30 protein-coding genes are annotated in these 26,004 nt (G+C 57.0%); 22 read left to right on the forward strand and 8 right to left on the reverse strand.

Annotation, left to right across the window (positions count from 1 at the left end):
* Positions 1 to 19 precede the first annotated feature (19 nt).
* The 9 genes from N438_RS21385 to N438_RS21425 all read left to right on the forward strand — a co-directional run bounded on the left by N438_RS21385 (position 20) and on the right by N438_RS21425 (position 8,642).
* A complete protein-coding gene (locus N438_RS21385; protein ID WP_012967501.1) occupies positions 20 to 1,033 on the forward strand; it encodes an aspartate-semialdehyde dehydrogenase in 1,014 nt (337 codons plus the stop codon).
* Positions 1,033 to 1,845, forward strand: coding sequence for a tRNA pseudouridine(38-40) synthase TruA (truA, locus tag N438_RS21390; protein ID WP_008803925.1), 813 nt, complete (start codon positions 1,033 to 1,035; stop codon positions 1,843 to 1,845). Before N438_RS21385 ends, truA begins: the two co-directional genes overlap by 1 nt.
* Before the next feature lie 26 nt (positions 1,846 to 1,871).
* Complete coding sequence (locus tag N438_RS21395) at positions 1,872 to 2,531, forward strand: DedA family protein (protein ID WP_008803926.1); 660 nt, start codon at positions 1,872 to 1,874, stop codon at positions 2,529 to 2,531.
* Between the two features lie 186 nt (positions 2,532 to 2,717).
* Complete coding sequence (gene accD, locus N438_RS21400) at positions 2,718 to 3,638, forward strand: acetyl-CoA carboxylase, carboxyltransferase subunit beta (RefSeq protein WP_002913220.1); 921 nt, start codon at positions 2,718 to 2,720, stop codon at positions 3,636 to 3,638.
* Positions 3,639 to 3,713: 75 nt separating this feature from the next.
* Positions 3,714 to 4,982 carry a bifunctional tetrahydrofolate synthase/dihydrofolate synthase gene (gene folC / locus N438_RS21405; RefSeq protein ID WP_116696496.1) on the forward strand — a complete coding sequence of 423 codons (1,269 nt, stop codon included), beginning with the start codon at positions 3,714 to 3,716 and terminating at the stop codon, positions 4,980 to 4,982.
* Complete coding sequence (gene dedD / locus N438_RS21410; protein WP_008803928.1) at positions 4,972 to 5,667, forward strand: cell division protein DedD; 696 nt, start codon at positions 4,972 to 4,974, stop codon at positions 5,665 to 5,667. Before folC ends, dedD begins: the two co-directional genes overlap by 11 nt.
* 216 nt (positions 5,668 to 5,883) lie before the next feature.
* A complete protein-coding gene (gene cvpA, locus N438_RS21415) occupies positions 5,884 to 6,372 on the forward strand; it encodes a colicin V production protein (protein WP_002913214.1) in 489 nt (162 codons plus the stop codon).
* Between the two features lie 33 nt (positions 6,373 to 6,405).
* The gene (purF, locus tag N438_RS21420; protein WP_002913213.1) at positions 6,406 to 7,923 is read left to right on the forward strand and encodes an amidophosphoribosyltransferase; all 1,518 of its coding nucleotides are present in this window, start codon (positions 6,406 to 6,408) and stop codon (positions 7,921 to 7,923) included.
* A 134-nt stretch (positions 7,924 to 8,057) separates the two neighbouring features.
* A complete protein-coding gene (locus N438_RS21425) occupies positions 8,058 to 8,642 on the forward strand; it encodes a UbiX family flavin prenyltransferase (RefSeq protein ID WP_008803929.1) in 585 nt (194 codons plus the stop codon).
* A gap of 65 nt (positions 8,643 to 8,707) precedes the next feature.
* On the opposite strand, the gene N438_RS28380 is transcribed toward N438_RS21425, so the two are convergent.
* On the reverse strand, positions 8,708 to 8,869 hold the full coding sequence (locus tag N438_RS28380) for a hypothetical protein (RefSeq protein ID WP_012540975.1): 162 nt from the start codon (positions 8,867 to 8,869) through the stop codon (positions 8,708 to 8,710).
* A 45-nt stretch (positions 8,870 to 8,914) separates the two neighbouring features.
* On the opposite strand from N438_RS28380, the gene argT reads away from it, so the two are divergent.
* The 5 genes from argT to hisP all read left to right on the forward strand — a co-directional run bounded on the left by argT (position 8,915) and on the right by hisP (position 12,992).
* On the forward strand, positions 8,915 to 9,697 hold the full coding sequence (argT, locus tag N438_RS21430) for a lysine/arginine/ornithine ABC transporter substrate-binding protein ArgT (RefSeq protein ID WP_002913210.1): 783 nt from the start codon (positions 8,915 to 8,917) through the stop codon (positions 9,695 to 9,697).
* A 267-nt stretch (positions 9,698 to 9,964) separates the two neighbouring features.
* Positions 9,965 to 10,747 (forward strand): histidine ABC transporter substrate-binding protein HisJ, encoded by a 783-nt coding sequence (hisJ, locus tag N438_RS21435; protein ID WP_002913209.1) that lies wholly within the window; start codon positions 9,965 to 9,967, stop codon positions 10,745 to 10,747.
* Positions 10,748 to 10,811: 64 nt separating this feature from the next.
* Positions 10,812 to 11,498 (forward strand): histidine ABC transporter permease HisQ, encoded by a 687-nt coding sequence (locus N438_RS21440; RefSeq protein ID WP_004201769.1) that lies wholly within the window; start codon positions 10,812 to 10,814, stop codon positions 11,496 to 11,498.
* The gene (hisM, locus tag N438_RS21445; protein ID WP_002913207.1) at positions 11,495 to 12,211 is read left to right on the forward strand and encodes a histidine ABC transporter permease HisM; all 717 of its coding nucleotides are present in this window, start codon (positions 11,495 to 11,497) and stop codon (positions 12,209 to 12,211) included. Before N438_RS21440 ends, hisM begins: the two co-directional genes overlap by 4 nt.
* A 7-nt stretch (positions 12,212 to 12,218) precedes the next feature.
* On the forward strand, positions 12,219 to 12,992 hold the full coding sequence (gene hisP / locus N438_RS21450) for a histidine ABC transporter ATP-binding protein HisP (protein ID WP_008803931.1): 774 nt from the start codon (positions 12,219 to 12,221) through the stop codon (positions 12,990 to 12,992).
* Positions 12,993 to 12,997: 5 nt separating this feature from the next.
* Here hisP and N438_RS21455 read toward each other — a convergent pair whose 3' ends face one another.
* Positions 12,998 to 13,525, reverse strand: a complete 528-nt coding sequence (locus tag N438_RS21455) for a GNAT family N-acetyltransferase (RefSeq protein ID WP_022066030.1) — start codon at positions 13,523 to 13,525, stop codon at positions 12,998 to 13,000.
* Between the two features lie 119 nt (positions 13,526 to 13,644).
* Here N438_RS21455 and N438_RS28385 point away from each other — a divergent pair, with 119 nt between their 5' ends.
* Positions 13,645 to 13,764 (forward strand): hypothetical protein, encoded by a 120-nt coding sequence (locus tag N438_RS28385; protein WP_046621444.1) that lies wholly within the window; start codon positions 13,645 to 13,647, stop codon positions 13,762 to 13,764.
* Here the strand turns inward: N438_RS28385 and N438_RS21460 are convergent.
* The 3 genes from N438_RS21460 to yfcG all read right to left on the reverse strand — a co-directional run bounded on the left by N438_RS21460 (position 13,744) and on the right by yfcG (position 15,713).
* Positions 13,744 to 14,637 carry a TIGR01777 family oxidoreductase gene (locus N438_RS21460; RefSeq protein WP_022066031.1) on the reverse strand — a complete coding sequence of 298 codons (894 nt, stop codon included), beginning with the start codon at positions 14,635 to 14,637 and terminating at the stop codon, positions 13,744 to 13,746. The two genes, N438_RS28385 and N438_RS21460, sit on opposite strands and share 21 nt — an antisense overlap.
* Before the next feature lie 18 nt (positions 14,638 to 14,655).
* A complete protein-coding gene (gene folX / locus N438_RS21465; RefSeq protein WP_002913200.1) occupies positions 14,656 to 15,018 on the reverse strand; it encodes a dihydroneopterin triphosphate 2'-epimerase in 363 nt (120 codons plus the stop codon).
* 65 nt (positions 15,019 to 15,083) lie between these two features.
* The gene (yfcG, locus tag N438_RS21470) at positions 15,084 to 15,713 is read right to left on the reverse strand and encodes a GSH-dependent disulfide bond oxidoreductase (protein ID WP_012967506.1); all 630 of its coding nucleotides are present in this window, start codon (positions 15,711 to 15,713) and stop codon (positions 15,084 to 15,086) included.
* Positions 15,714 to 15,903: 190 nt separating this feature from the next.
* Here yfcG and yfcF point away from each other — a divergent pair, with 190 nt between their 5' ends.
* From yfcF to yfcD, 3 genes are read left to right on the forward strand one after another with little or no spacing between them, the layout of a single operon-like run.
* Positions 15,904 to 16,548, forward strand: a complete 645-nt coding sequence (gene yfcF / locus N438_RS21475) for a glutathione transferase (RefSeq protein ID WP_016161591.1) — start codon at positions 15,904 to 15,906, stop codon at positions 16,546 to 16,548.
* A gap of 56 nt (positions 16,549 to 16,604) precedes the next feature.
* A complete protein-coding gene (gene yfcE, locus N438_RS21480) occupies positions 16,605 to 17,156 on the forward strand; it encodes a phosphodiesterase (protein ID WP_116696497.1) in 552 nt (183 codons plus the stop codon).
* 57 nt (positions 17,157 to 17,213) lie between these two features.
* Positions 17,214 to 17,759, forward strand: a complete 546-nt coding sequence (gene yfcD, locus N438_RS21485; protein ID WP_012540981.1) for an NUDIX hydrolase YfcD — start codon at positions 17,214 to 17,216, stop codon at positions 17,757 to 17,759.
* A 90-nt stretch (positions 17,760 to 17,849) separates the two neighbouring features.
* Here the strand turns inward: yfcD and pta are convergent, their stop codons facing one another.
* Complete coding sequence (gene pta / locus N438_RS21490) at positions 17,850 to 19,997, reverse strand: phosphate acetyltransferase (protein WP_008803939.1); 2,148 nt, start codon at positions 19,995 to 19,997, stop codon at positions 17,850 to 17,852.
* A gap of 200 nt (positions 19,998 to 20,197) precedes the next feature.
* On the reverse strand, positions 20,198 to 21,400 hold the full coding sequence (gene ackA, locus N438_RS21495; RefSeq protein ID WP_008803940.1) for an acetate kinase: 1,203 nt from the start codon (positions 21,398 to 21,400) through the stop codon (positions 20,198 to 20,200).
* 338 nt (positions 21,401 to 21,738) lie between these two features.
* Between ackA and yfbV the strand changes: the two genes are divergently transcribed.
* The 4 genes from yfbV to N438_RS21515 all read left to right on the forward strand — a co-directional run bounded on the left by yfbV (position 21,739) and on the right by N438_RS21515 (position 25,356).
* Complete coding sequence (gene yfbV, locus N438_RS21500) at positions 21,739 to 22,194, forward strand: terminus macrodomain insulation protein YfbV (RefSeq protein WP_002913194.1); 456 nt, start codon at positions 21,739 to 21,741, stop codon at positions 22,192 to 22,194.
* A gap of 87 nt (positions 22,195 to 22,281) precedes the next feature.
* Positions 22,282 to 22,776 (forward strand): YfbU family protein, encoded by a 495-nt coding sequence (locus tag N438_RS21505; RefSeq protein ID WP_012540982.1) that lies wholly within the window; start codon positions 22,282 to 22,284, stop codon positions 22,774 to 22,776.
* A gap of 11 nt (positions 22,777 to 22,787) precedes the next feature.
* Positions 22,788 to 23,447, forward strand: coding sequence for a sugar phosphatase (locus N438_RS21510; RefSeq protein ID WP_008803942.1), 660 nt, complete (start codon positions 22,788 to 22,790; stop codon positions 23,445 to 23,447).
* Between the two features lie 76 nt (positions 23,448 to 23,523).
* Positions 23,524 to 25,356: an SLC13 family permease gene (locus N438_RS21515; RefSeq protein WP_008803943.1), complete on the forward strand. Its 1,833-nt coding sequence runs from the start codon at positions 23,524 to 23,526 to the stop codon at positions 25,354 to 25,356.
* 45 nt (positions 25,357 to 25,401) lie between these two features.
* Here the strand turns inward: N438_RS21515 and yfbR are convergent, their stop codons facing one another.
* Positions 25,402 to 26,001, reverse strand: coding sequence for a 5'-deoxynucleotidase (gene yfbR, locus N438_RS21520; protein WP_002913188.1), 600 nt, complete (start codon positions 25,999 to 26,001; stop codon positions 25,402 to 25,404).
* Positions 26,002 to 26,004: the final 3 nt, after the last annotated feature.

Raw genomic sequence — 26,004 nt, forward strand, 5'->3', positions numbered from 1 at the left:
ATTTCTGGAGTAAACCACCATGTCTGAAGGCTGGAATATTGCCGTACTGGGCGCAACGGGCGCCGTAGGCGAAGCCCTGCTCGAAACTCTTGCTGAACGCCAGTTCCCGGTGGGGGAGATTTTTGCTCTGGCGCGCAATGAAAGCGCGGGCGAACATCTGCGTTTTGGTGGCAAGTCAGTGATCGTCAAAGACGCTGCCGAGTTTGACTGGACCCAGGCCCAGTTGGCTTTCTTCGCCGCCGGCGTCGAAGCCAGCGCGGCGTATATTGAAGACGCCACCAACGCCGGGTGTCTGGTTATCGATCTCAGCGGCCTGTTTGCGCTGGAGCCAGACGTACCGCTGGTGGTGCCGGACGTGAATCCGTTCGTGTTAGGCGATTACCGCAACCGCAATCTGATTGCCGTGCCCAATAGCCTGACCAGCCAGCTGCTGACGGCGCTCAAGCCGCTTATCGACCAGGGGGGACTATCGCGGATCAGTGTCACCAACCTGCTCTCCGCCTCGGGGCAGGGGAAAAAAGCGGTGGATGCACTGGCAGGGCAGAGCGCCAAGCTGCTGAACGGCATCCCCATCGATGAAGACGATTTCTTTGGCCGCCAGCTGGCGTTCAACATGCTGCCGCTGCTGCCGGATCGGGAAGGTAGCGTGCGCGAAGAGCGCCGTATCGTCGATGAAGCGCGCAAAATTCTTCAGGATGACGGGCTGATGATCTCCGCCAACGTGGTCCAGTCGCCGGTCTTCTACGGCCATGCGCAGATGGTGAACTTTGAAGCGATGCGTCCGCTGGCGGCGGAAGAGGCGCGTGACGCCTTTACCCGCGGTGAGGATATCGAACTTTCTGAAGAGGGAGAATTCCCGACCCAGGTTGGCGATGCCTCCGGCAACGCTCGTCTCTCCATCGGCTGCGTGCATAACGATTACGGCATGCCGGAGCAGATTCAGTTCTGGTCCGTCGCGGATAACGTGCGCTTCGGCGGGGCGCTGATGGCGGTGAAAATCGCCGAGAAGCTGATTGAGGAGTACCTGTACTGATGTCTGAGATGGAGCAACAGCCGATCTTTAAAATCGCGCTGGGCATCGAGTACGACGGTAGCAAATATTACGGCTGGCAACGGCAAAACGAAGTGCGCAGTGTGCAGGAGAAGCTGGAAAAGGCGCTCTCGCAGGTGGCGAACGAACCGATTACCGTCTTTTGCGCTGGCCGCACCGACGCCGGTGTCCATGGCACCGGCCAGGTGGTGCATTTCGAAACCCGGGCGCAGCGTAAAGATGCCGCCTGGACGCTGGGGGTAAATGCGAATTTACCTGGTGACATCGCGGTGCGTTGGGTTAAACATGTGCCGGCGGATTTTCACGCCCGGTTCAGCGCCACGGCGCGCCGTTATCGCTACGTCATCTATAATCATCGCCTGCGCCCGGCGGTGCTAAGTCATGGCGTGACGCATTTTCACCAGCCGCTCGACGCCGAGCGCATGCAGCGCGCTGCGCAGTGTCTGCTGGGCGAGAATGACTTTACCTCGTTTCGCGCGGTACAGTGCCAGTCGCGTACCCCGTGGCGGAATGTGATGCATATTAACGTTACCCGCTACGGCGCGTATGTGGTGGTGGATATCAAAGCGAATGCCTTTGTACATCATATGGTCAGGAATATTGTGGGCAGCCTGATGGAAGTCGGGGCCGGAAACCAGCCGGAGAGCTGGATGGCAGAACTGCTGGCAGCAAAAGACAGGACGCTCGCTGCGGCAACGGCAAAAGCGGAAGGGTTGTATCTGGTGTCGGTGGATTACCCGGCCCACTATGATTTACCGGTGCTGCCAATGGGCCCGCTGTTTCTGGCGGACTAATAGAGTCATTAAGGGTAAAGACAAACATGGACTTGATTCACTTTTTAATTGATTTCATCCTGCATATTGATGTGCACCTTGCCGAACTGGTTGCCCAGTACGGCGTCTGGGTTTATGCCATTCTGTTTTTGATTCTGTTCTGCGAAACCGGGCTGGTGGTGACGCCATTCCTGCCGGGCGATTCCTTGCTGTTCGTCGCGGGCGCGCTCTCGGCGCTGCCGACGAACGATCTCAATGTTCACCTGATGGTACTGCTGATGGTCATCGCAGCCATCGTCGGCGATGCGGTCAACTACACCATTGGCCGACTGTTCGGCGAGAAGCTGTTTAGTAATCCGAACTCGAAGATTTTCCGTCGTAGCTATCTGGATAAAACCCATAGCTTCTATGAACGTCACGGCGGAAAAACCATTATCCTGGCGCGCTTTGTGCCGATAGTCCGAACCTTCGCGCCGTTTGTGGCGGGAATGGGGCATATGTCCTATCGTCATTTTGCAGCCTATAACGTGGTCGGGGCGCTGCTGTGGGTGCTGCTGTTCACCTACGCCGGCTATCTGTTTGGCGATCTGCCGGTGGTGCAGGAGAACCTGAAGCTGCTGATCGTGGCGATCATCGTCCTCTCCGTCCTGCCGGGTGTGATTGAGATCATCCGCCATAAGCGGGCGGCGTCAAAGCAGGCGAAGTAGTTCGCCCTGCGCTGCGCGTGACCGAGCATGATCGTCGCGCGCAGCGGTTTGACCACTTTTTTATCCCATGTTCCGGGATGATATGATTTAATGTGCAACATTCATGGTCTGTAAGAGGCAAAAATGGCATTATGCGCCCCTTACGACAAAACTGGCATCGACCAGGTTCAGGCAGAAAGGTTATCAATGAGCTGGATTGAACGAATTAAAAGCAACATCACTCCCACCCGCAAGGCGAGCATTCCTGAGGGTGTATGGACCAAGTGCGATAGCTGCGGTCAGGTACTCTACCGCGCCGAGCTGGAGCGCAACCTGGAGGTTTGTCCTAAGTGCGATCACCATATGCGCATGTCGGCGCGTAATCGCCTGCATAGCCTGTTGGATGAAGGTTCTCTGGTAGAACTGGGTAGCGAACTTGAGCCAAAAGATGTGCTGAAGTTCCGCGATTCAAAAAAATACAAAGACCGCCTGGCGTCCGCTCAGAAAGAGACGGGCGAGAAAGACGCGCTGGTGGTAATGAAAGGTACGCTCTACGCGATGCCGGTGGTTGCCGCCGCCTTTGAGTTCTCCTTTATGGGGGGCTCGATGGGTTCCGTCGTCGGCGCACGCTTTGTGCGCGCCGTGGAGCAGGCGCTGGAAGACAACTGCCCGCTGATCTGCTTCTCCGCCTCCGGCGGCGCCCGTATGCAGGAAGCGCTGATGTCGCTGATGCAGATGGCGAAAACCTCCGCCGCACTGGCGAAAATGCAGGAGCGCGGGCTGCCGTACATCTCCGTGCTGACCGACCCGACCATGGGCGGCGTATCGGCGAGCTTTGCGATGCTGGGCGATCTGAACATTGCCGAGCCGAAAGCGCTGATCGGCTTTGCCGGTCCTCGCGTAATTGAGCAGACCGTACGCGAGAAGCTGCCGCCGGGATTCCAGCGCAGCGAGTTTCTGATTGAAAAAGGGGCGATCGATATGATCGTTCGCCGCCCGGAAATGCGTCTCAAGCTGGCCAGCATTCTGGCGAAGCTGATGAACCTGCCGGCGCCGGTTGCCGTTTCGGAAGCGCCTCATGAAGGCGTGGTGGTGCCGCCGGCACCGGATCAGGAACCTGAGGCCTGATAAAGCAGAGGGCAGGGCCTGGCGGCGCTGCCCTTTTTTATTCATACGCGTTAACCGTCAATTCTTACGGGCATCATGGAAAAAGATCCTATTCCTCAGGCCACGTCGCCCCTGGCTACGTGGCTTTCTTATCTGGAACATCTGCACAGTAAAACCATCGACCTGGGGCTGGCGCGCGTCAGCGAGGTCGCCGGGCAGATGGATATCGTTAAACCGGCGCCATTTGTTTTTACCGTCGCGGGCACCAATGGCAAAGGCACCACCTGCCGCACGCTGGAAACCGTCCTGATGGCGGCCGGCTATAAAGTGGGGGTCTACAGCTCCCCGCATCTGGTGCGCTACACCGAACGCGTGCGCATTCAGAGAGCGGAACTGCCGGAGGCCGCGCATACGGCCTCGTTTGCTGAAATCGAAGCCGCGCGCGGTGACATCTCGTTGACCTATTTTGAGTACGGCACGCTCTCGGCGCTATGGCTGTTTAAGCAGGCGCAGCTGGATGTGGTGATCCTTGAGGTCGGGCTGGGTGGCCGTCTCGACGCCACCAATATCGTAGATGCCGACGTCGCGGTGGTCACCAGCATCGCCCTCGATCATACCGACTGGCTGGGGCCGGATCGCGAAAGTATCGGCCGGGAAAAAGCGGGTATCTTTCGCGCCGGTAAACCGGCGGTGGTGGGTGAGCCGGATATGCCGCACACCATTGCCGACGTGGCCAGCGAGAAGGGCGCGCTGCTCCAGCGCCGCGGCGTCGACTGGTGCTATGAGGTGGAGGACGAGAGTTGGTCCTTCCGCGACGCGGCCGGGGCGTTAAGCCGCCTGCCGTTGCCTCAGGTGCCGTTGCCGAATGCGGCGACGGCCGTGGCGGCGCTGCGCGCCAGCGGGCTTGCCGTGGATGACGCCATCCTACGCGATGGGGTCCGCGACGCGATGCTGCCGGGCCGTTTTCAGATAATCAGCGATGCCCCGCGGGTGATCCTCGATGTAGCGCATAACCCGCACGCGGCGGCCTATCTCGCCGGGCGTCTCAAAACGTTAGCGAAAACGGGACGCGTGCTGGCGGTTATTGGTATGCTGCATGATAAGGACATTGCCGGTACGCTGGCCAATCTGGCCCCGGAAGTCGACGCCTGGTACTGCGCGCCGCTGGAAGGCCCGCGCGGCGCGACGGCGGAGCAGCTGGTGGAACATTTGCGTGGCGGCACAGTCTATACCAGCGTGGCGCAGGCGTGGCATGCGGCCATGGCTGACGCTAAAGTGGAAGATACCGTGCTGGTGTGTGGTTCGTTTCACACCGTAGCGCAGGTTATGGAAGAGATAGACGCGGGGAGAATCGGTGGCGAGTAAGTTTCAGAACCGTTTAGTCGGGACAATCGTGCTGGTGGCGCTGGGGGTGATTATCCTGCCAGGGCTGCTGGACGGGCAGAAAAAGCATTACCAGGATGAGTTTGCCGCGATCCCGCTGGTGCCGAAACCGGGCGATCGCGATGAACCGGATATGTTGCCAGCGGCGACCCAGGCGTTGCCTTCGCAACCGCCGGAAGGAGCGGCGGAAGAGGTGCGGGCGGGCGATGCCGCCGCGCCATCGTTAGATCCATCGCGTATTCCGGTGAACAGCAACAGCTTCGATGACGTTCAGGAGCCGGTGGTGGCCGCGAAACCGCAGCCCAAGCCGCAGCCGAAACCACAGCCGCAGCCGCAACAGCAGGCCGCGACGCCAACGCCGCCGCCGGCTAAGCCACAGCAGCAACAGCCACCGCAGCAGCAGGCGGCCCTGCCGGCGCCGACCGGGAAAGCCTATGTGGTTCAGCTGGGCGCGTTGAAGAACGCCGATAAGGTGAATGAGATTGTGGGTAAACTGCGGGCCTCGGGGTTCAAAGTCTATACGTCGCCTTCGACGCCGGTACAGGGTAAAATTACCCGCATCCTCGTCGGCCCGGATGCGTCAAAAGACAAGCTGAAAGGCCAGCTGGGCGATCTACAGCAGATCTCCGGGCTTAGCGGGGTCGTGATGGGCTTCACCCCAAACTGATTGTTTTTTCCGCCATGCGGAGAGAACGTGGCGGGGAGAAACGCCCCGCAAACCCTGTCTCAGCCGCCCTCAAGAGGCGAAAGGCAGTCTGGCGTTGAATGTTTTTTCAGCGCCATTTTTATTTCTGTAGGGCATGGAAATCCCTACGCAAACGTTTTCTTTTTCTGTTAGAATGCGCCCCGAACTGGACGACAGGGCGTAAATCGTGGGACGTATATGGTCTGGATTGATTACGCCATTATGGCGGTGCTGGGTCTTTCTTGCCTGGTCAGCCTGATCCGCGGCTTTGTTCGCGAAGCTTTATCGTTAGTGACGTGGGGTTGCGCGTTTTATGTCGCCAGCCATTACTACGCTGACCTGTCTGTCTGGTTTACGGGCTTTGAGGATGAACGGGTTCGAAATGGGATTGCTATTGCGGCGCTGTTTATCGTGACGCTCATCGTTGGCGCTATCGTGAACTATGTGATAGGCCAGCTGGTGGAGAAGACCGGTTTGTCAGGAACCGACAGGGTATTGGGGATCTGCTTCGGCGCGCTACGTGGGGTGCTGATCATCGCCGCTATCTTGTTCTTCCTGGACACCTTTACCGGGATGGCGAAGAGCGATGACTGGCATCAGTCGCAGTTTATTCCCTATTTTACCCCTGTCATCAGATGGTTTTTTGAATACCTGCAAAGCTCGTCAAGTTTCTTGCCTAAAGTATAGACTTTGGGTCGTTGCTGAACGAGGAAAAGACGTATGTGCGGTATTGTCGGTATCGCCGGTGTTATGCCGGTTAACCAGTCGATTTATGATGCGCTAACGGTGCTCCAGCACCGTGGACAGGATGCCGCTGGCATCATCACCATTGATGCCAACAACTGCTTCCGGTTGCGTAAGGCTAACGGGCTGGTAAGCGACGTATTCGAAGCCCGCCACATGCAGCGTATGCAGGGCAATATGGGTATTGGCCACGTGCGTTATCCTACGGCGGGCAGCTCCAGCGCCTCCGAGGCGCAGCCGTTTTACGTTAACTCGCCGTATGGCATCACATTGGCGCATAACGGCAACCTGACCAATGCGCACGAGCTGCGTAAAAAGCTGTTTGAAGAAAAACGCCGCCATATCAATACCACCTCTGATTCCGAAATCCTCCTCAATATTTTCGCCAGTGAGCTGGATAACTTCCGTCACTACCCGCTGGAAGCGGACAACATCTTCGCTGCGATTGCGGCGACCAACCGCCTGATCCGCGGCGCGTACGCGTGCGTCGCGATGATCATCGGTCATGGCATGGTGGCCTTCCGCGACCCTAACGGCATTCGTCCGCTGGTGCTGGGTAAACGTGACGTTGGCGACGGTCGCACTGAGTATATGGTGGCCTCGGAAAGCGTGGCGCTTGATACGCTTGGTTTTGAATTCCTGCGCGATGTCGCGCCGGGCGAAGCGGTCTATATTACTGAGAAAGGCCAGCTGTATACCCGTCAGTGTGCCGACAATCCGGTCAGCAACCCATGCTTGTTCGAGTACGTCTATTTTGCCCGTCCGGACTCGTTTATTGACAAAATTTCCGTCTACAGCGCCCGCGTCAACATGGGGACTAAGCTGGGCGAAAAGATTGCCCGCGAGTGGGAAGATCTGGATATTGACGTCGTTATCCCGATCCCGGAGACCTCCTGCGACATCGCGCTGGAAATCGCCCGCATTCTCGACAAACCTTATCGTCAGGGCTTTGTGAAGAATCGCTACGTCGGCCGGACGTTTATCATGCCCGGTCAGCAGCTGCGTCGTAAATCTGTTCGCCGTAAGCTCAACGCCAACCGTGCGGAATTCCGCGATAAGAACGTGCTGCTGGTCGATGATTCCATTGTACGCGGCACCACCTCGGAGCAGATCATTGAGATGGCGCGCGAAGCGGGGGCGAAAAAAGTGTATCTGGCCTCCGCTGCGCCGGAAATTCGTTTCCCGAACGTGTATGGTATCGATATGCCGACCGCCAACGAACTGATCGCCCATGGCCGCGAAGTGGATGAGATCCGCCAGATCATCGGCGCCGATGGCCTGATTTTCCAGGATCTCAACGATCTGATCGACGCAGTGCGCGCGGAGAACCCGGATATTCAACAGTTTGAATGTTCTGTCTTCAACGGCGTATATGTGACCCGGGATGTCGACCAGCAGTACCTCGACTATCTTGACTCCCTGCGTAACGATGATGCCAAAGCGGTCCAGCTGCAGAACGAAGTCGAAAACCTCGAGATGCACAACGAGGGTTAACCCGTTCGCGCGTCGCGGCCCGCCGCTCCTGAGGGACGGCGGGCTTTTTTTCGCCCCTCAACTGCGCATCAATAGTTGCGCCACAGGCTATAATCCGGCAAAGTCTGCGGCACACGCGCAAGGGGTAACAGAACGTGAAACGACTGATTATTGGCATTTCTGGCGCCAGCGGCGCTATCTATGGCGTGCGGATGCTGCAGGTGTTGCGGGATGTGCCGGAGATTGAGACCCATCTGATCCTCAGCCAGGCGGCACGGCAAACGCTGGCCCTCGAGACCGACTTCAGCGTGCGCGACGTGCAGGCGCTGGCCGATGTGGTGCATGACGCCCGCGATATCGCCGCCAGTATCTCTTCCGGTTCGTTTAAAACCGCCGGGATGGTGATTTTACCCTGCTCAATGAAAACGCTCTCTGGCATTGTCCATAGCTATACGGATGGCCTATTGACGCGGGCGGCCGATGTTGTGCTGAAGGAGCGTCGTCCGCTGGTGCTCTGCGTGCGGGAGACCCCGTTCCATCTCGGCCATCTGCGACTACTGGTTCAGGCCGCGGAGCTCGGGGCGGTGATAATGCCGCCGGTGCCGGCCTTTTATCATCGGCCGCAAAGCCTGGATGATGTCATCAACCAAACCGTCAACCGGGTGCTCGATCAGTTCGATATTAGCCTGTCTCAAGACTTGTTTACTCGCTGGCAGGGGGCACAGGATTGCACTAAATAAGTGCAGTCAATGTACGCTTGCGCCGCAGTGGTGCAAATTTGTCGTCCCGATCAAATCCTCGACATTTATTTCGTCTTTTTGCGCTGAGGCACTGCGGTTTCGCCAGTAATGCTGGTATCTTCCCTTCCAAGACAATCCTGCAACTTTATTTTAACAAATTTAACCCTGTTCCCGGCACGCACCGGGAAGATGGCACAAAAACTGCAGGATTGATCGGCAATCACCATAACAAGCAACGCACCACATCACGACACGACACTTAAGGGTACTGTATGAAGAAGACGATTCTGGCTCTCTCTTTACTCGTGGGAATGAGCAGCACAGCCAGCGTGTTTGCTGCTCTGCCGCAGAGCATTCGCATTGGCACTGACGCGACCTATGCGCCATTTTCGTCGAAAGACGCAAAAGGGGACTTTGTTGGTTTTGATATCGATTTAGGCAATGAACTGTGCTCCCGAATTAAGGTGAAATGTACCTGGGTCGGCAGTGATTTTGACTCCCTGATCCCCTCCCTCAAGGCGAAGAAAATTGACGCCATCATCTCTTCGCTCTCCATTACCGAGAAGCGTCAGCAAGAGATCGCTTTCTCTGACAAACTTTATGCCGCTGACTCGCGTCTGATCGCCGCCAAAGGGTCGCCGATCCAGCCGACGCTGGAGGCGCTGAAAGGCAAGCACGTCGGGGTGCTGCAAGGTTCTACTCAGGAAGCCTATGCCAATGACCGCTGGCGCAGCCAGGGCGTTGACGTGGTGGCCTACCAGAACCAGGACCTGATCTATTCAGATCTCGCAGCTGGCCGTCTGGATGCGGCGCTGCAGGATGAAGTCGCCGCCAGCGAAGGCTTCCTGAAACAGCCTGCCGGGAAAGATTTCGCCTTCGCCGGCCCGTCCGTTAAAGACAAAAAGTACTTTGGCGACGGCACCGGTATCGGCCTGCGTAAGGACGACGCCGAGCTGAAAGCCGCGTTTGATAAAGCGCTGGGCGAGATGCGCAAAGACGGCACCTACGACAAAATGGCGAAGAAATACTTCGATTTTAACGTGTACGGCGACTAAGACTGCTGCAGGCCCGCACAATAGGGTGGGCCTGCCGCCAGGTTCGTATCCATGCCCCAAAATGGTGCATCCAAACACGCTGCGGATCATTTCAGTGCAAAAGCAGCCATTTTTTTGGCTAAAAAATGCATAGTTAAGCGTTTCTGATGCAAAAAATCGGCCTTTCTGGTGCATAAATCTTTGCCCTTAAGGGGCGAATAATGGCACGATAACTGGCGTAAATAGTTCTAATAAACCCGTTAGAATGACAGTCTGTCGAGGATAGTTATGAAAAAACTGGCGTTGTCTCTCTCTTTAGCGCTGGCCCTTTCCAGCGTTTCCACAGTCTTTGCCGCCATTCCGCAAAAAATTCGTATTGGCACCGATCCGACTTATGCCCCCTTCGAATCGAAGAATGCGCAGGGGGAATTGGTGGGTTTTGATATCGATCTGGCAAAAGAGCTGTGTAAGCGTATTAATACCCAATGTACCTTTGTTGAAAACCCGCTGGATGCACTGATCCCCTCCTTAAAAGCGAAGAAAATCGACGCGATTATGTCTTCGCTGTCGATTACCGAAAAGCGCCAGCAGGAAATTGCCTTCACCGACAAGCTGTACGCGGCAGATTCGCGTCTGGTGGTGAAAAAAGGCAGCCCGGTAACGCCGGATCTCGCCACCCTGAAGGGTAAGCGCGTGGGTGTGCTGCAGGGGACGACTCAGGAAACCTATGGCAATGAGCACTGGGCGCCGAAAGGTATCGAAATTGTCTCCTATCAGGGGCAGGACAATATCTATTCCGACCTGACCGCCGGCCGTATCGACGCCGCGTTCCAGGATGAGGTCGCGGCCAGCGAAGGGTTCCTGAAACAGCCTATCGGTAAAGATTACCAGTTTGGCGGACCATCGATTAAAGACGAGAAGCTGTTCGGCGTCGGTACCGGTATGGGGCTGCGTAAGGAAGACAACGAACTGCGTGAAGCGCTGAATAAGGCGTTTGCAGAGATGCGTAAGGACGGCACCTACGACAAACTGGCGAAAAAATACTTCGATTTTAACGTATACGGCGAATAATTCTCACGCCTCACCATAGCGTGCGTTTCGCGCGCAATGGTGAATGACAGACAGGGTAGGCAGCATGCTGTATGGGTTTTCACAGGTTATTTTGCAGGGTGCGCTCGTCACCCTGGAGCTTGCGCTCAGCTCGGTCGTTCTCGCCGTCCTGATAGGGCTGGCGGGCGCTGGCGCAAAGTTATCGAGCAACCGTCCTCTGGCGCTGGTATTTGAAGGCTATACCACACTGATTCGCGGCGTGCCCGATCTGGTGCTGATGCTGCTGATTTTCTATGGCCTGCAGATTGCGCTGAACAGCGTCACCGATGCGCTGGGCATGGCGCAGTTTGATATCGATCCGATGATCGCCGGGATTATTACCCTCGGCTTTATCTATGGTGCCTATTTTACGGAAACTTTCCGCGGCGCCTACCTTGCGGTGCCGAAGGGGCATATCGAAGCGGCTACCGCCTTTGGCTTTAGCGGCGGGCAGACGTTCCGGCGTATTCTGTTCCCGGCGATGATGCGCTACGCGCTGCCGGGGATCGGCAACAACTGGCAGGTTATTCTCAAGGCAACGGCGCTGGTCTCGCTGCTGGGGCTGGAGGATGTGGTCAAAGCCACGCAGCTGGCCGGGAAAAGCACCTGGCAGCCGTTCTATTTCGCCATCGTCTGCGGCCTGATTTATCTGGTGTTTACCACCCTTTCTAATGGCGTACTGCTGCTGCTCGAACGCCGCTATACCGTTGGCGTGAAGAGGGCTGACCTGTGATTGAAATTATTCAGGAGTACTGGAAATCACTGCTGTGGACCGACGGCTATCGCTTTACCGGCGTGGCGATTACCTTATGGTTGCTGATCTCTTCGGTGGTGATGGGCGGCATTCTGGCGGTGTTTCTGGCCATTGGCCGCGTCTCGAGCAATAAATTTATCCAGTTCCCCATCTGGTTGTTCACTTACATCTTTCGCGGCACGCCGCTGTATGTGCAACTGCTGGTTTTTTACTCCGGCATGTATACCCTGGAAATCGTCAAAGGCACGGAGCTGCTGAACGCTTTTTTCCGCAGCGGGCTAAACTGCACGGTGCTGGCGTTAACCCTGAATACCTGCGCCTATACCACTGAAATTTTCGCCGGGGCGATCCGCTCAGTACCCGCCGGAGAAATTGAAGCGGCACGGGCCTACGGCTTCTCGTCCGTCAAACTGTACCGCTGCATTATTCTGCCTTCCGCGCTGCGCATTGCGCTACCGGCCTACAGTAACGAAGTGATCCTGATGCTGCACTCCACCGCGCTGGCGTTTACCGCTACGGTGCCGGATCTGCTGAAAATCGCTCGCGATATTAACTCCGCGACCTATCAGCCGTTCACCGCCTTTGGCATCGCCGCGGTGCTCTATTTAATTATCTCGTATGTGCTGATTAGCTTGTTCCGTAAAGCGGAAAAGCGCTGGTTGCAGCATATCAAACCTTCTTCGACGCATTGAGAACGCCATGTCCGACAATAAATTAAACGTTATCGATCTGCACAAACGCTATGGGGAACACGAGGTGCTGAAGGGCGTCTCCCTGCAGGCGAAAGCCGGGGACGTTATCAGTATCATCGGTTCATCGGGTTCCGGAAAAAGTACCTTTTTGCGCTGCATTAACTTCCTTGAAAAACCGAGCGAAGGCACGATCGTCGTCAGTGGCCAGAATATTGGCCTGGTGCGGGATAAGGACGGCCAGCTGAAGGTGGCTGATAAGAACCAGCTGCGCCTGCTGCGCACCCGCCTGACCATGGTGTTCCAGCATTTCAATCTGTGGAGCCATATGACGGTGCTGGAGAACGTCATGGAGGCGCCGATTCAGGTGCTGGGCTTAAGCAAACAGGAAGCGCGCGATCGCGCGGTAAAATACCTGGCCAAGGTCGGGATTGACGAACGTCAGCAGGCGAAATACCCGGTGCATCTCTCCGGCGGCCAGCAGCAGCGTGTCTCGATTGCCCGCGCGCTGGCGATGGAGCCGGAAGTGCTGCTGTTTGATGAGCCAACGTCCGCTCTGGATCCGGAACTGGTGGGCGAAGTGTTGCGTATCATGCAGCAGCTGGCGGAAGAGGGAAAAACCATGGTGGTGGTGACCCACGAAATGGGCTTTGCCCGCCACGTCTCTTCGCATGTTATTTTCCTGCATCAGGGCAAAATTGAAGAAGAAGGGCATCCGGACGCGCTGTTTGGCGCGCCGAAAAGCCCGCGCCTGCAGCAGTTTCTGAAAGGGTCGCTGAAATAACCGGCTCACCCGGCGTCTGTAGGCGTCGGGTGAACTTCCCGCTCCAGCCGATAGATCCAGTCATCGTAATCGATGCCGTTCAGATGATAGGCTTTCTCCAGCACCTGGGTGCGCACAAAGCCTTGCTTCTCCAGCAGGCGCGATGAGCCATGATTTTCACTCAGCACCCAGGCATTGATGGCCTGCACCCCCAGCGTGCTGAAACCATAATCGCAGATCGCGCGCAGCGCTTCGCTGGCATAGCCTCTTCCCTGAGCCTGCGGTAACAGGGCGTAGCCGACGTCAGCCTCGTGCGGATTTTTCGGACTGATGCGTAGCCCTATATCGCCCAGCGCGTCGCCGCGTTTATCACGCAAAACAAACACCCCGGGATCGGCACAGCGGCTGGCAAATACGCTGCGTAGCGCCGTCTCGCTTAACACTTCCCCCATAAAACGCATCACCAGCGGATCCTGGCGCAGGCGCAGAAAAAAGGGCCAGTCATCGGTAACAAAGCGGGTAAGCGAAAGGCGTGGTGTGGTGATGGTTGTCATAAAGCAGTCAATACGCAGAAAGAAAAGCCTACCTTAGCACTTTGCTTCGCCAGGTAACATCGGCGAACCGGCCGGCTGGCGGTGAATTCAGGCGATTAAGGGCGCTATTTGTCGTGAATATGGCGATGCTGCAGCGCCAGGGTGAGGCCGCCATCCAGGCGTGGAGCATGAGCCAGCAGAATGGAATCAGGGGAGCCAATGCTCCCCTGTGTCAGCCATTAACTCAGCACATCCTTTAGCGCTTCTTCCAGATCGTACCAGCGGAAGGCGAATCCAGCGGCTTCCAGACGCTTAGGCAGCGCGCGCTGGCCACCGAGCACCAGGACGGCAGACTCACCCATCAGCAGGCGAATAGCAGCGGCAGGAACGCGGAAAATGGCTGGTCGATTGAGCGCATGACCCAAGGCGTGGGCGAACTGTTCGTTATGCACTGGGTAGGGAGAAACCATATTGAACGGACCGCGTAGATCGTTATCCAGCAGCCACAGAATGCCGTTAACCATATCGTCGATATGGATCCAGGCCAGATACTGTCTGCCGCTGCCGATAGGCCCACCGAGGCCGAGCTTAAAGGCGGGCGTCATTTTGCCGAGAATACCGCCCCGCGGGGCCAGTACCACGCCGGTGCGCAGCAGGCAGACGCGGGTACGTTCGCTTTGCGCTTCGCAGGCAATTTGCTCCCAGCGGGCGCAAAGCTTATGGGTAAACTCATTGTGCGGTGGTTCTTCTTCGGTCACCACCACCTCGCCGAGATCGCCGTAGTAGCCGGTGGCAGACCCGCTGATCAGCACGGAGGGAGGCGTGTCGCTGGCGTGGATCAGGCCCACCAGCCGCTGAGTGAGATCCCAGCGGCTATGGCACAAGCGTTGTTTCTGCTCGGCCGTCCAGCGTTTATCAGCTATGGGCTCACCTGCCAGATTAATAACGGCATCAATATCATTGAGGTGGTGATGGCCTTCGAAATCGCGCCACAGCGTGACGCGCGGATCGAGGCGGGCGCGGGCGCTATCCGGGTGCCGCGTGGAAACCGTGACGCTATGCCCCAGCTCCAGCAACCGGGGTATCAGATGTCGGCCAATCAGGCCGGTGCCACCCGTAAGCAGGATCTTCATACCACCTCCCTGACATCGTTATCGCCGCCAGCTCATGGTCATTGACACCGAGTCGGCATAGCGCAGCGCATGAAGTTTATCGATCTCCACTTCAGCATATGTGACCCAGTGATGTTCGCATGCGATATTCAGCACATCCTGAGTTAATTTTTCCAGCAACGAGAAACGGCCATTCTCAAGATGGCTGATGATGCGCTTGGTAATGGTGCGGTAGTTCAGCGCATCATTGATGTCTTCGCTATCGCGCGCCTTATCGGCGGGATAGTGAATCGCCACATTCACCACCACGTCCTGGCGGTTGGCGATCTCTTCCTCTTTAATTCCAATAAAAGTACGCAGGCGCAGGTTCTTAATACGAATAATGGCGTCTGGTTGAGACATTGCAGGCTTCCTCCGTGTTGTAAGTTCTGCAATCATACAACAAAGCGCGACGGGCGAGCAGGGGGTTAATAAGGCTGAATTTTTAGCATCGCTTCAATGGTCGCCGGTCGCTGCTTAATGCGCTCATACCAGTTATGCACCGCCGGATAGTTCGCCAGATCGATACGCTGTCGGACATGGTTGTTGACCCAGGGCCAGGCGGCAATATCGGCGATGCTGTAATGGTCGCCGCCAAGCCACGGACTGGCTTCGAGACGGTGGTTGAGAACCCCGTACAGTCGCTGGGTTTCCACCTGAAAACGTTCAATGGCATAGGGCACCGTTTGCGGCGCCGAGTGGGCAAAATGCTGATTTTGTCCCAGCATCGGCCCAAGACCGCCGACCTGCCAGAATAGCCATTGCAGAGTAATATAGCGCTCCCGCAGCTCACCGCTCAGCAGCTTGCCGCTTTTCTCCGCCAGATAGAGCAGGATGGCGCCGGACTCGAAGACGCTCAACGGCGCCCCGCCATCGACAGGCATATGGTCGACAATCGCCGGGATTTTGTTATTCGGCGAAATCGCCAGAAACTGTGGATGAAACTGTTCCCCTTTGCCGATATCGACCCGAATTAGCCGATAGGCCAGCTGCGCCTCTTCGAGAAACAGGGTGATTTTGTGGCCGTTTGGGGTGGGTGCATAGTAGAGATCGATCATAATATTTCCCGCCGTCGTGGGTCGCAAACTGTTCGAGTATAGGTGAAGCTGCGCAACCCGGGAGGAAATCCGCGAGCGGCGCATCGGTCTGGAGGCAGCCAGGTGATGCTGACTCGCGGACGAGCAGTGACATCCCCGGCAAGCCAGGCTATGTTGGCTTATTGTCCTGTCTACCATCCTTGAGGAAGCCATGAGCCAGCCTGTGATTACCCTGTGGTCCGATGCCGATTTTTTCTCACCGTATGTGATGTCTGTCTATGTCGCCCTGCAGGAAAAGAGCCTGCCTTTTAGCCTTAAAACCGTCGACCTGAACCGCGGCGAACATCTGCAGGCCGGCTGGACGGGCTATACCGCCACCCGTCGCGTACCGCTGCTGGAGGTTGATGATTTCGCGCTGAGCGAGTCCTCGGCGATTACCGAGTATCTGGATGAGCGTTTCGCCCCGCCGGAGTGGGAGCGCATTTACCCGCATGATCTGCAAAAACGCGCCCGCGCCCGGCAGATCCAGGCCTGGCTGCGCAGCGATCTGGTGCCGATTCGTGAAGAGCGATCGACCGCCGTGGTGTTTGGCGGGGTGAAAATGCCGGCCCTCAGCGAGGCAGGCAAGCAATCTGCGGAAAAACTGTTTACCACCGCCGCCATGCTACTGGCCCACGGCGGGCAAAATTTATTTGGCGAATGGTCCATTGCCGACGCCGACCTGGCGCTGATGCTCAATCGTCTGGTTCTCAATGGCGATGAGGTGCCGGAGACGCTGGCCGATTATGCGACTTTTCAGTGGCAACGGGCCTCAATCCAGCGTTACGCCGCGCTTTCCGCCAAACGCGCAGGCTGATCGCCCGCCGCGCTTCCGCTATCATAGTGGCATTGTAACCAGTGGAGATGGAATCTATGAAACTGATGTTTGCCTCCGATATTCACGGTTCGCTGCCCGCTACGGAACGCGTGCTTGAACGATTCGCGCAAAGCGGCGCCAGGTGGCTTATTATTCTCGGCGATGTGCTCAATCACGGGCCACGCAATGCGCTGCCGGAAGGCTATGCGCCGGGTGAGGTGGCGGAGCGGCTTAACAGCGTGGCGGAGCGCATTATTGCCGTTCGCGGCAATTGCGACAGCGAAGTGGATCAGATGCTACTTCGTTTTCCCATGACCGCGCCCTGGCAACAGGTGCTCAGCGAACGCTACCGCCTGTTTCTGACCCATGGCCATCTTTATAGCCCGGAAAATTTGCCGCCGCTGGACGCTGGCGATGTTCTGGCTTACGGCCATACTCATATTCCGGTTGCGGAAAAACGCGGTGCGATCTACCTGTTTAATCCTGGCTCAGTGAGTATCCCGAAAGGGGGATATTCCGCCAGCTATGGGCTGCTGGATCAGGGGCGTCTGCAGGTTTTAGCACTCAATGATAATCAGGTTATTGCAGAGGTCGCAATTTACCCGTAATTTAGCCCTCAATCATAAAGACGCGCCGCGAGAGCGCTTTCAAAGTAAGGTTTCCTGATGGCGGAACAGAATCATTTGGCAAGCACAGAATGGGTCGATATTGTTAATGAAAACAATGAGGTGATAGCACAATCCAGCCGCGAGCAGATGCGCGCGCAGTGCCTGCGTCACCGGGCGACCTATATCGTCGTTCACGACGGAATGGGAAAAATTCTGGTGCAGCGACGCACCGAGACAAAAGACTTTCATCCGGGCATGCTGGATGCCACCGCCGGAGGCGTCGTTCAGGCCGATGAGCAACTGCTGGAGTCTGCCCGTCGCGAGGCCGAAGAAGAGTTAGGCATCGCGGGAGTACCGTTTGCCGATCACGGTCAGTTTTACTACGAAGATAAGTTCTGTCGCGTCTGGGGAAGCCTGTTCAGCTGCGTCTCGCATGGGCCATTTGCGCTGCAGGAAGAAGAGGTCAGCGAGGTGTGTTGGTTAACGCCGGAAGAGATCACCGCCCGCTGCGATGAATTCACGCCGGACTCGCTGAAAGCGCTGGCGCTGTGGATGACCCGTAACGCGGGTAATGAGTATGATGACGCGGAAGAGGGCGAGTAATACCGCAATCGCGCAGCAGCAACAGCTGCTCGCCTCCTGACGAAAAAAGGCAGCCATCTGGCTGCCTTTTGCTTTTATCTCAGCGGGGAATTACTTCTGCTGCTGAGCTGACTGGATCGCGGTCAGAGCGATGGTATAGACGATATCGTCAACCAGGGCGCCACGAGACAGGTCGTTGACCGGCTTGCGCATACCCTGCAGCATCGGCCCGATGGAGATCAGGTCGGCAGAGCGCTGTACCGCTTTGTACGTGGTGTTACCGGTGTTCAGATCCGGGAAGATGAACACGGTCGCGCGGCCAGCAACCGGCGAATTCGGCGCTTTGGATTTCGCCACGTCAGCCATGACGGCGGCGTCGTACTGCAGCGGGCCATCGATCATCAGGTCAGGACGTTTTTCCTGCGCCAGACGGGTCGCTTCGCGGACTTTCTCAACATCGCTACCCGCGCCGGAGGTACCGGTGGAGTAGGAGAGCATCGCTACGCGCGGTTCGATACCGAAAGCAATGGCGGAGTCAGCGGACTGAATGGCGATTTCCGCCAGCTGTTCTGCCGTCGGATCCGGGTTGATCGCGCAGTCGCCGTAGACATAAACCTGTTCCGGCAGCAGCATGAAGAATACGGAAGAGACCAGCGAGCTGCCCGGTGCGGTTTTGATCAGCTGCAGCGGCGGACGAATGGTGTTGGCGGTGGTGTGAACCGCGCCGGACACCAGGCCGTCGACTTCGTCTTGTTCCAGCATCAGGGTGCCGAGAACCACGTTGTCTTCCAGCTGCTCGCGAGCGACGGCTTCGGTCATGCCCTTGCTCTTACGCAGTTCGACCAGGCGAGCCACGTAGCTTTCGCGAACCACTTCCGGGTCGACGATTTCGATACCCGCGCCCAGCTCAACGCCCTGCGCTGCGGCAACGCGGTTGATCTCATCCGGGTTACCCAGCAGCACACAGGTGGCGATGCCACGTTCCGCACAGATAGCGGCGGCTTTCACGGTACGCGGTTCGTCGCCTTCCGGCAGGACAACGCGTTTGCCGGCTTTGCGCGCCAGCTCGGTCAGCTGGTAGCGGAAGGCTGGCGGGGAGAGACGGCGGCTGCGCTCGGAGGTCGCGGTCAGCGATTCGATCCAGTCGGCGTTGATGTAGTTGGCCACGTATTCCTGAACTTTCTCGATGCGCTCGTGATCGTCAACCGGTACTTCGAGGTTGAAGCTCTGCAGGCTCAGGGAGGTCTGCCAGGTATTGGTATTGACCATAAACACCGGCAGGCCGGTGGCGAAGGCACGTTCGCACAGCTTGCTGATGCGCGCGTCCATTTCATAGCCGCCGGTCAGCAGGATGGCGCCGATTTCCACGCCGTTCATCGCGGCCAGGCAGGCAGCGACCAGCACGTCAGGACGATCTGCCGAGGTGACCAGCAGCGAGCCTGCACGGAAGTGCTCCAGCATGTGTGGGATGCTGCGCGCGCAGAAGGTCACGGATTTCACGCGGCGGGTGTTGATATCGCCTTCGTTGATGATGGTGGCATTCAGGTGATGCGCCATGTCGATCGCGCGGGTGGCGATCAGATCGAAGCTCCACGGCACCGCGCCCAGCACCGGCAGGGTGCTGCCTTTCTGCAGCTGAGCCGGGTCGATTTTCACGACTTTCGCTTTCGACGAGTCGTCGAAGATTTCGGACAGGTCAGGACGGGTACGGCCCTGCTCGTCGACCGGTGCGTTCAGTTTGTTGACGATAACGCCGGTAATGCTGGTGTTTTTCGCGCCGCCGAAGCTGTTGCGGGTCAGTTCAATACGCTCGTTCAGCTGCTCTGGCGTATCGGTGCCCTGCGACATCACGAAGACGATTTCCGCGTTCAGCGTTTTGGCGATTTCAAAGTTCAGCGCCTGCGCGAACTGATGCTTACGGGTCGGCACCAGGCCTTCCACCAGTACCACTTCCGCATCCTGAGTGTTCGCGTGGTAGTTGGCGATGATCTCTTCCATCAGCACATCTTTCTGATTGCTGGAGAGCAGAGATTCAACGTGGTTCATCTTCAGCGGTTCAGCGGCGGTGGTCGTGGAGGAGCTGGCGCGAACGATGGTGGTGGTCTGGTCTGGCGCATCGCCACCGGAGCGCGGTTGGGCGATTGGTTTAAAGACGCTCAGACGAACGCCTTTGCGTTCCATAGCACGGATCACACCGAGGCTGACGCTGGTCAGGCCTACGCTGGTACCGGTAGGAATTAACATGATAGTACGGGACACGGTATATCCTCTTTCGTTACCGCCAGTATCAGGCGGGATACAAAACAGCACCACCAGCTACCCGTCATACTTCAAGTTGCATGCGCGTTGGCTCTACTTGCTCACCCCGGTGGCGTACGTGGTGTACGCCACCGGGGATTTGCTGCGTCGCCGCCTTCCTGCAGCTCGAATTATTGAAGGTTATGGCTGGCGGTGTGGAATTAAGCGGTCAGACGGCTGGCGTCTTGCGCGATGACCAGTTCTTCGTTGGTCGGGATAACCACGGCAGGACGGGTGCCTTCTTTGTTGATGAAGCCAGACTTGCCGAAACGGGCAGCCAGGTTACGTTCGTGGTCAACTTCGAAGCCCAGGACGCCCAGTTTGCCCAGCGACAGTTCACGCACCATCGCGGCGTTTTCACCGATACCGCCGGTGAAGATAACGGCGTCGAGACGACCGTCCATCAGCGCGGTGTAGGAGCCGATGTATTTCGCCAGGCGGTGGCAGTAGACATCCATCGCGCGTTTAGCGTCGGCTTTTTCCTGGTAGTTGTCTTCCACGTAGCGGCAGTCGCTGGTGACTTCGGTCAGACCCAGCAGGCCGGACTCTTTGGTCAGCATTTTGTTGATCGCGTCAACGCTCATGCCCAGGGTGTCGTGCAGATGGAAGATGATTGCCGGGTCGATGTCGCCGGAGCGGGTACCCATCACCAGACCTTCCAGCGGCGTCAGCCCCATAGAGGTATCAACGCATTTACCGTTACGGATAGCGGAAACAGAACCACCGTTGCCGAGGTGGCAGGTGATGATGTTCAGCTCTTCCACCGGCTTGTTCAGGATCTTAGCGGCTTCCTGAGTCACATAGAAGTGGCTGGTGCCGTGCGCGCCGTAACGACGAACGCCATGCTCTTTGTACAGGCTGTACGGCAGGGCGTAGAGATAGGATTCTTCCGGCATGGTCTGGTGGAACGCCGTATCGAATACGGCCACGTTTTTGTCTTTCAGATGCGGGAAGGATTTCAGCGCTTCAGCGATGCCGATCAGGTGTGCCGGGTTGTGCAGCGGTGCGAAAGACGCTGCGTCTTTAATACCCTGAATCACAGACTCGTCGATCACCACGGAGCTGGTGTATTTTTCACCGCCGTGTACGATACGGTGGCCGATTGCGGTCAGCTGAGCAGACAGTTCTGGTTTTTGTGCCAGAATAGTGTTAACGATAAAGTTCAGTGCTTCACTGTGCGCGGCACCGGCGCCTAATTCAGCTTCTTGCTTGCCGCCGTCAATTTTCCATTTGATACGGGCTTCCGGCAGGTGGAAGCATTCCGCTAAACCGGACAGATATTCGTCGCCGTTAACGGCATCAAGGATAGCAAATTTCAGAGAGGAGCTACCGCAGTTCAGAACCAGTACTAACTTACTCGACATGGAAGTACCTTTTTATGATACGTGGCTAAAAAAACGTCAGTGTGTCATTAGCGTAGCGCAGGATGACCTCGACATTTATGATTAACATCATGCCTTGTTCTGTTTTCGGGCACGATGAGAGAAGTACATTTGATTTTATGCCATTTTGCATAATTTTCAGCCAATGGCAGAATATGCGATAATTTGACTAGCCTGGCAAAAGAGTCTATCCGCCCTTTCAGGCGGGCACAGGATACCTGATTGCGGCATCCTTTGCCAAAATCTTTTGAACGATGTCATGCATAGTTGGTGTTTTGCACGAATTTTTTAAGTTTTATATGTAAAGTTGAGGTAAAGCCATGTCGACCCCTGAGAAACGCCCCGTTAGCTTCTTTAGCTTGTTCAACCGCGGGCAGCATTACGCAAAGACCTGGCCTCTCGACAAGCGCCTCGCGCCGGTGTTTATCGAAAACCGCATTATTCGTGCCACCCGCTATGCTATCCGTATCATGCCGCCGATCGCCATTTTTACGCTGTGCTGGCAGATAGCCCTGGGCGGCCAGTTGGGTCCCGCTGTCGCCACCGCGCTGTTTGCCCTGAGCCTGCCGATGCAGGGATTATGGTGGTTGGGTAAGCGTTCGGTGACGCCGCTGCCGCCCTCCATTCTTAACTGGTTTTACGAAGTGCGCGGCAAACTGCAGGAGGCGGGGCAGGCGCTGGCGCCGGTCGAAGGCAAGCCCGATTATCAGGCGCTGGCTGACACGCTTAAGCGCGCCTTCAAACAACTGGATAAAACTTTCCTTGATGATTTGTAATTCACTACGGAAAACGCATATAAAAGAAGGCGCATGATTTATGCGCCTTCTTTATTTCACGCCCTACCGTGCTACAGGAGTCACAACATGGAAATGACCAATGCGCAGCGTCTGATTTTATCCAATCAGTACAAAATGATGACGATGCTCGACCCGGACAATGCGGAACGCTACCGTCGTCTGCAGACCATCATTGAGCGTGGGTATGGGCTGCAGATGCGCGAACTGGACCGCGAGTTTGGCCAGCTGACGGAAGAAACCTGCCGTACCGTTATCGATATCATGGAGATGTACCACGCGCTACATGTCTCCTGGACCAACCTGAAAGACGCGGCGGGTATCGACGAGCGTCGGGTTACCTTCCTCGGATTTGATGCCGCCACCGAAGCGCGTTTTCTCGGCTATGTACGCTTTATGGTCAATATTGAAGGCCGCTACAGCCATTTTGACGCCGGCACTCATGGCTTTAACTCGCAGACCCCGATGTGGGAGAAATATCAGCGGATGCTGAGCGTCTGGCACGCCTGTCCGCGCCAGTATCACCTGAGCAGTAATGAAATTAACCAAATTATCAATGCCTGAGGGAGGTGCCCGTGCAGTGTAAAGGTTTCCTGTTCGATTTAGACGGGACGCTGGTGGATTCCTTGCCGGTGGTGGAGCGTTCATGGTGTAAGTGGGGCGATCGTTTCGCCATTGACCATGATGAAATTCTCAGTTTTATTCACGGCAAGCAGGCCATTACCTCTATTCGCCATTTTATGCCGGGTCGTAGCGAGGAGGATATCCAGGCCGAATTCCGCTTCCTCGAGCAGATTGAAGCCACTGATATCGAGGGCATTGTCGCTCTGCCGGGGGCGTTAACCCTGCTGAGTACCCTCAATGAGGCTGGGATCCCATGGGCGATTGTCACTTCCGGGTCGGTGCCGGTTGCCCACGCGCGTCATCGCGCGGCAGGCCTGCCGATGCCGGAGGTCTTCATCACCGCTGAGCAGGTAAAACACGGAAAACCGGCGCCGGACGCCTATCTGCTGGGCGCCGAGCGGCTGGGACTACCGGCCGATCAGTGCGCGGTGGTAGAAGATGCGCCGGCGGGGTTGCTCTCCGGCCTGGCGGCGGGGTGTCGCACCATCGCGGTCAACGTGCCTGCCGATGCCCCTCGACTGGATGAAGCCGACCTCGTGCTGAGTAGCCTGGACGATCTGGTGATCGAACGCCAGGCGGACGGCTATGTTAATGTGCGTCTTAAAGCGTAAACGTATGATTTCGCCCCGCGTTGCCGGGGCTTTTTTATGCCACTATGTCGACTCCCACTTGTGACAAGGAAACGTTGTGAACGGTGAATTGATTTGGGTTTTATCCCTTCTGGCTATCGCGGTTGTGCTGTTTGCTACCGGCAAGGTGCGCATGGATGCTATCGCCCTGATGGTCATTGTCGCCTTCGTCCTCAGCGGCACGCTGACGCTGAATGAAGCCTTTTCCGGGTTCAGCGATCCTAACGTGATCCTGATTGCCGCCCTGTTTATTATCGGTGATGGCCTGGTGCGTACCGGGGTGGCCACCAAGATGGGGGCGTGGCTGGTGAGTGTGGCGGGCAACAGCGAAACCAAGATGCTGGTTTACCTGATGCTCACCGTCGCCGGGCTGGGTGCGTTTATGAGTTCAACCGGGGTGGTCGCCATTTTCATTCCGGTAGTGCTCAGCGTGTCGGCGCGGATGAATACCTCTCCCTCGCGGCTGATGATGCCGCTGAGCTTTGCCGGACTTATCAGCGGGATGATGACCCTGGTCGCAACGCCCCCCAACCTGGTCGTCAACAGTGAACTGCTGCGCGAAGGGCTGCACGGCTTCAGTTTTTTCAGCGTCACGCCGATTGGCCTGGTGGTGCTGATCCTGGGCATCGTCTATATGCTGGCGGTGCGCTTTATGCTGAAGACAGAGAATGGCGAATCCGCGCGTGATGGCCGTAAAAGAAGCACCTTCCGCGATCTGATCCGCGAATATCACCTCACTGGCCGCGCCCGCCGGCTGGCGATCCGTCCTGGTTCGCCGATGATCGGCCAGCGTCTTGATGATTTAAAACTGCGTGAGCGGTACTGTGCCAACGTCATCGGCGTCGAACGCTGGCGGCGGTTCCGTCGGGTGATTGTTAACGTCAACGGGGTATCGGAATTCCGCGCCCGCGACGTCCTGCTGATCGATATGTCCGCCTCCGATGTCGACTTACGCCAGTTCTGTGGTGAGCAGATGCTCGAGCCGATGGTGCTGCGCGGCGAGTATTTTGCCGATCAGGCGCTGGATGTGGGCATGGCGGAGGTGTCGCTGATCCCGGATTCGGAGATGATTGGGAAAACGGTGCGTGAGATAGCGTTCCGCACCCGGTTTGGTCTCAATATCGTCGGCATGAAGCGCGATGGCGAGGCGATGGATGGTTCCGTGGTCGATGAGCCGCTGCAGCTCGGCGATATCCTGCTGGTGGTCGGCAACTGGCGGCAAATTGCCCTGCTGGCGAAGCGTGGGCGTGATTTCGTGGTGCTCAATATGCCGGTTGAAGTGGATGACGCTTCGCCGGCACACAGCCAGGCTCCGCACGCGATTTTCTGTCTGGTGTTGATGGTAGCCCTGATGCTCACTGATGAAATTCCCAACCCGATTGCCGCGATCATCGCCTGCCTGCTGATGGGCAAATTCCGCTGCATCAACGCCGAAAGCGCCTATAAGGCGATCCACTGGCCAAGCATTATTTTGATTGTCGGGATGATGCCGTTTGCCCTGGCGTTGCAGAAAACCGGCGGGGTAGATCTGGTGGTCAAGGGACTGATGGACGTCGCCGGAAGCGAGGGGCCTTATCTGATGCTCGGCTGCCTGTTTGTAATGTGCGCGGCGATAGGCCTGTTCATCTCTAATACCGCGACCGCGGTCCTGATGGCGCCTATAGCCCTGGCAGCAGCGAAGTCAATGGGGGTGTCGCCCTATCCCTTCGCCATGGTGGTGGCGATGGCGGCTTCGGCGGCGTTTATGACTCCGGTTTCCTCGCCGGTCAACACCCTGGTGCTTGGCCCGGGTAAGTATTCCTTCAGCGACTTTGTGAAGATTGGCGTGCCCTTCACCGTACTGGTGATGGTGGTCTGCGTGCTGCTGATCCCGGTATTGTTTCCGTTTTAAGGGTGTCAGGCCGGGTAGGGCGCAACCGCTGCCCGGCCTGAAAAATTACAGCGGCGAATCCTGGCTTATTTCATCCAGCGACAGCTGGAAGCTCGGGACAAACACCTGCATAAAGTAATCCATCTCTGCGCTTCGCCGCGACGCCAGCGTCTTTTCCAGACGGCCTTTGGCCAGCAGAAATTCGTTGTTACCCGCAGACAGCTCTTCGAGGCACTTCAGGTAAGCGCAGAGGGCGTCAGCCTGTTTAACGATCGACTGCTCTTCCTCACTGTAGTGATGCTCATCAATCAGCGGCTCGAAAATATCGCGCAGCTCGTCAGGGACCATATCCACCAGCTTTTGCTGAGCAATTTTCTCAATCGCCTTATATTCCTGGGCAATCTGGGAATTGAAATATTTCACCGGGGTAGGGAGGTCGCCAGTTAATACTTCGGAGGCGTCATGGTACATCGCCAGCAGGGCGATACGTTCGGCGTTGACCTGGCCGCCAAATTTACGGTTTTTAATTGCCGCCAGCGCATGGGCGACCATCGCCACCTGCAGACTGTGTTCGGAGACATTTTCGGTGCGCACGTTGCGCATCAGCGGCCAGCGGTTAATCAGTTTCAGGCGGGAGAGGTGGGCAAAGAAATGACTCTGACTCATAGG

The sequence above is a fragment of the Klebsiella sp. GL120222-02 genome (assembly GCF_003097195.1).
Classification (GTDB): domain Bacteria; phylum Pseudomonadota; class Gammaproteobacteria; order Enterobacterales; family Enterobacteriaceae; genus Klebsiella; species Klebsiella variicola.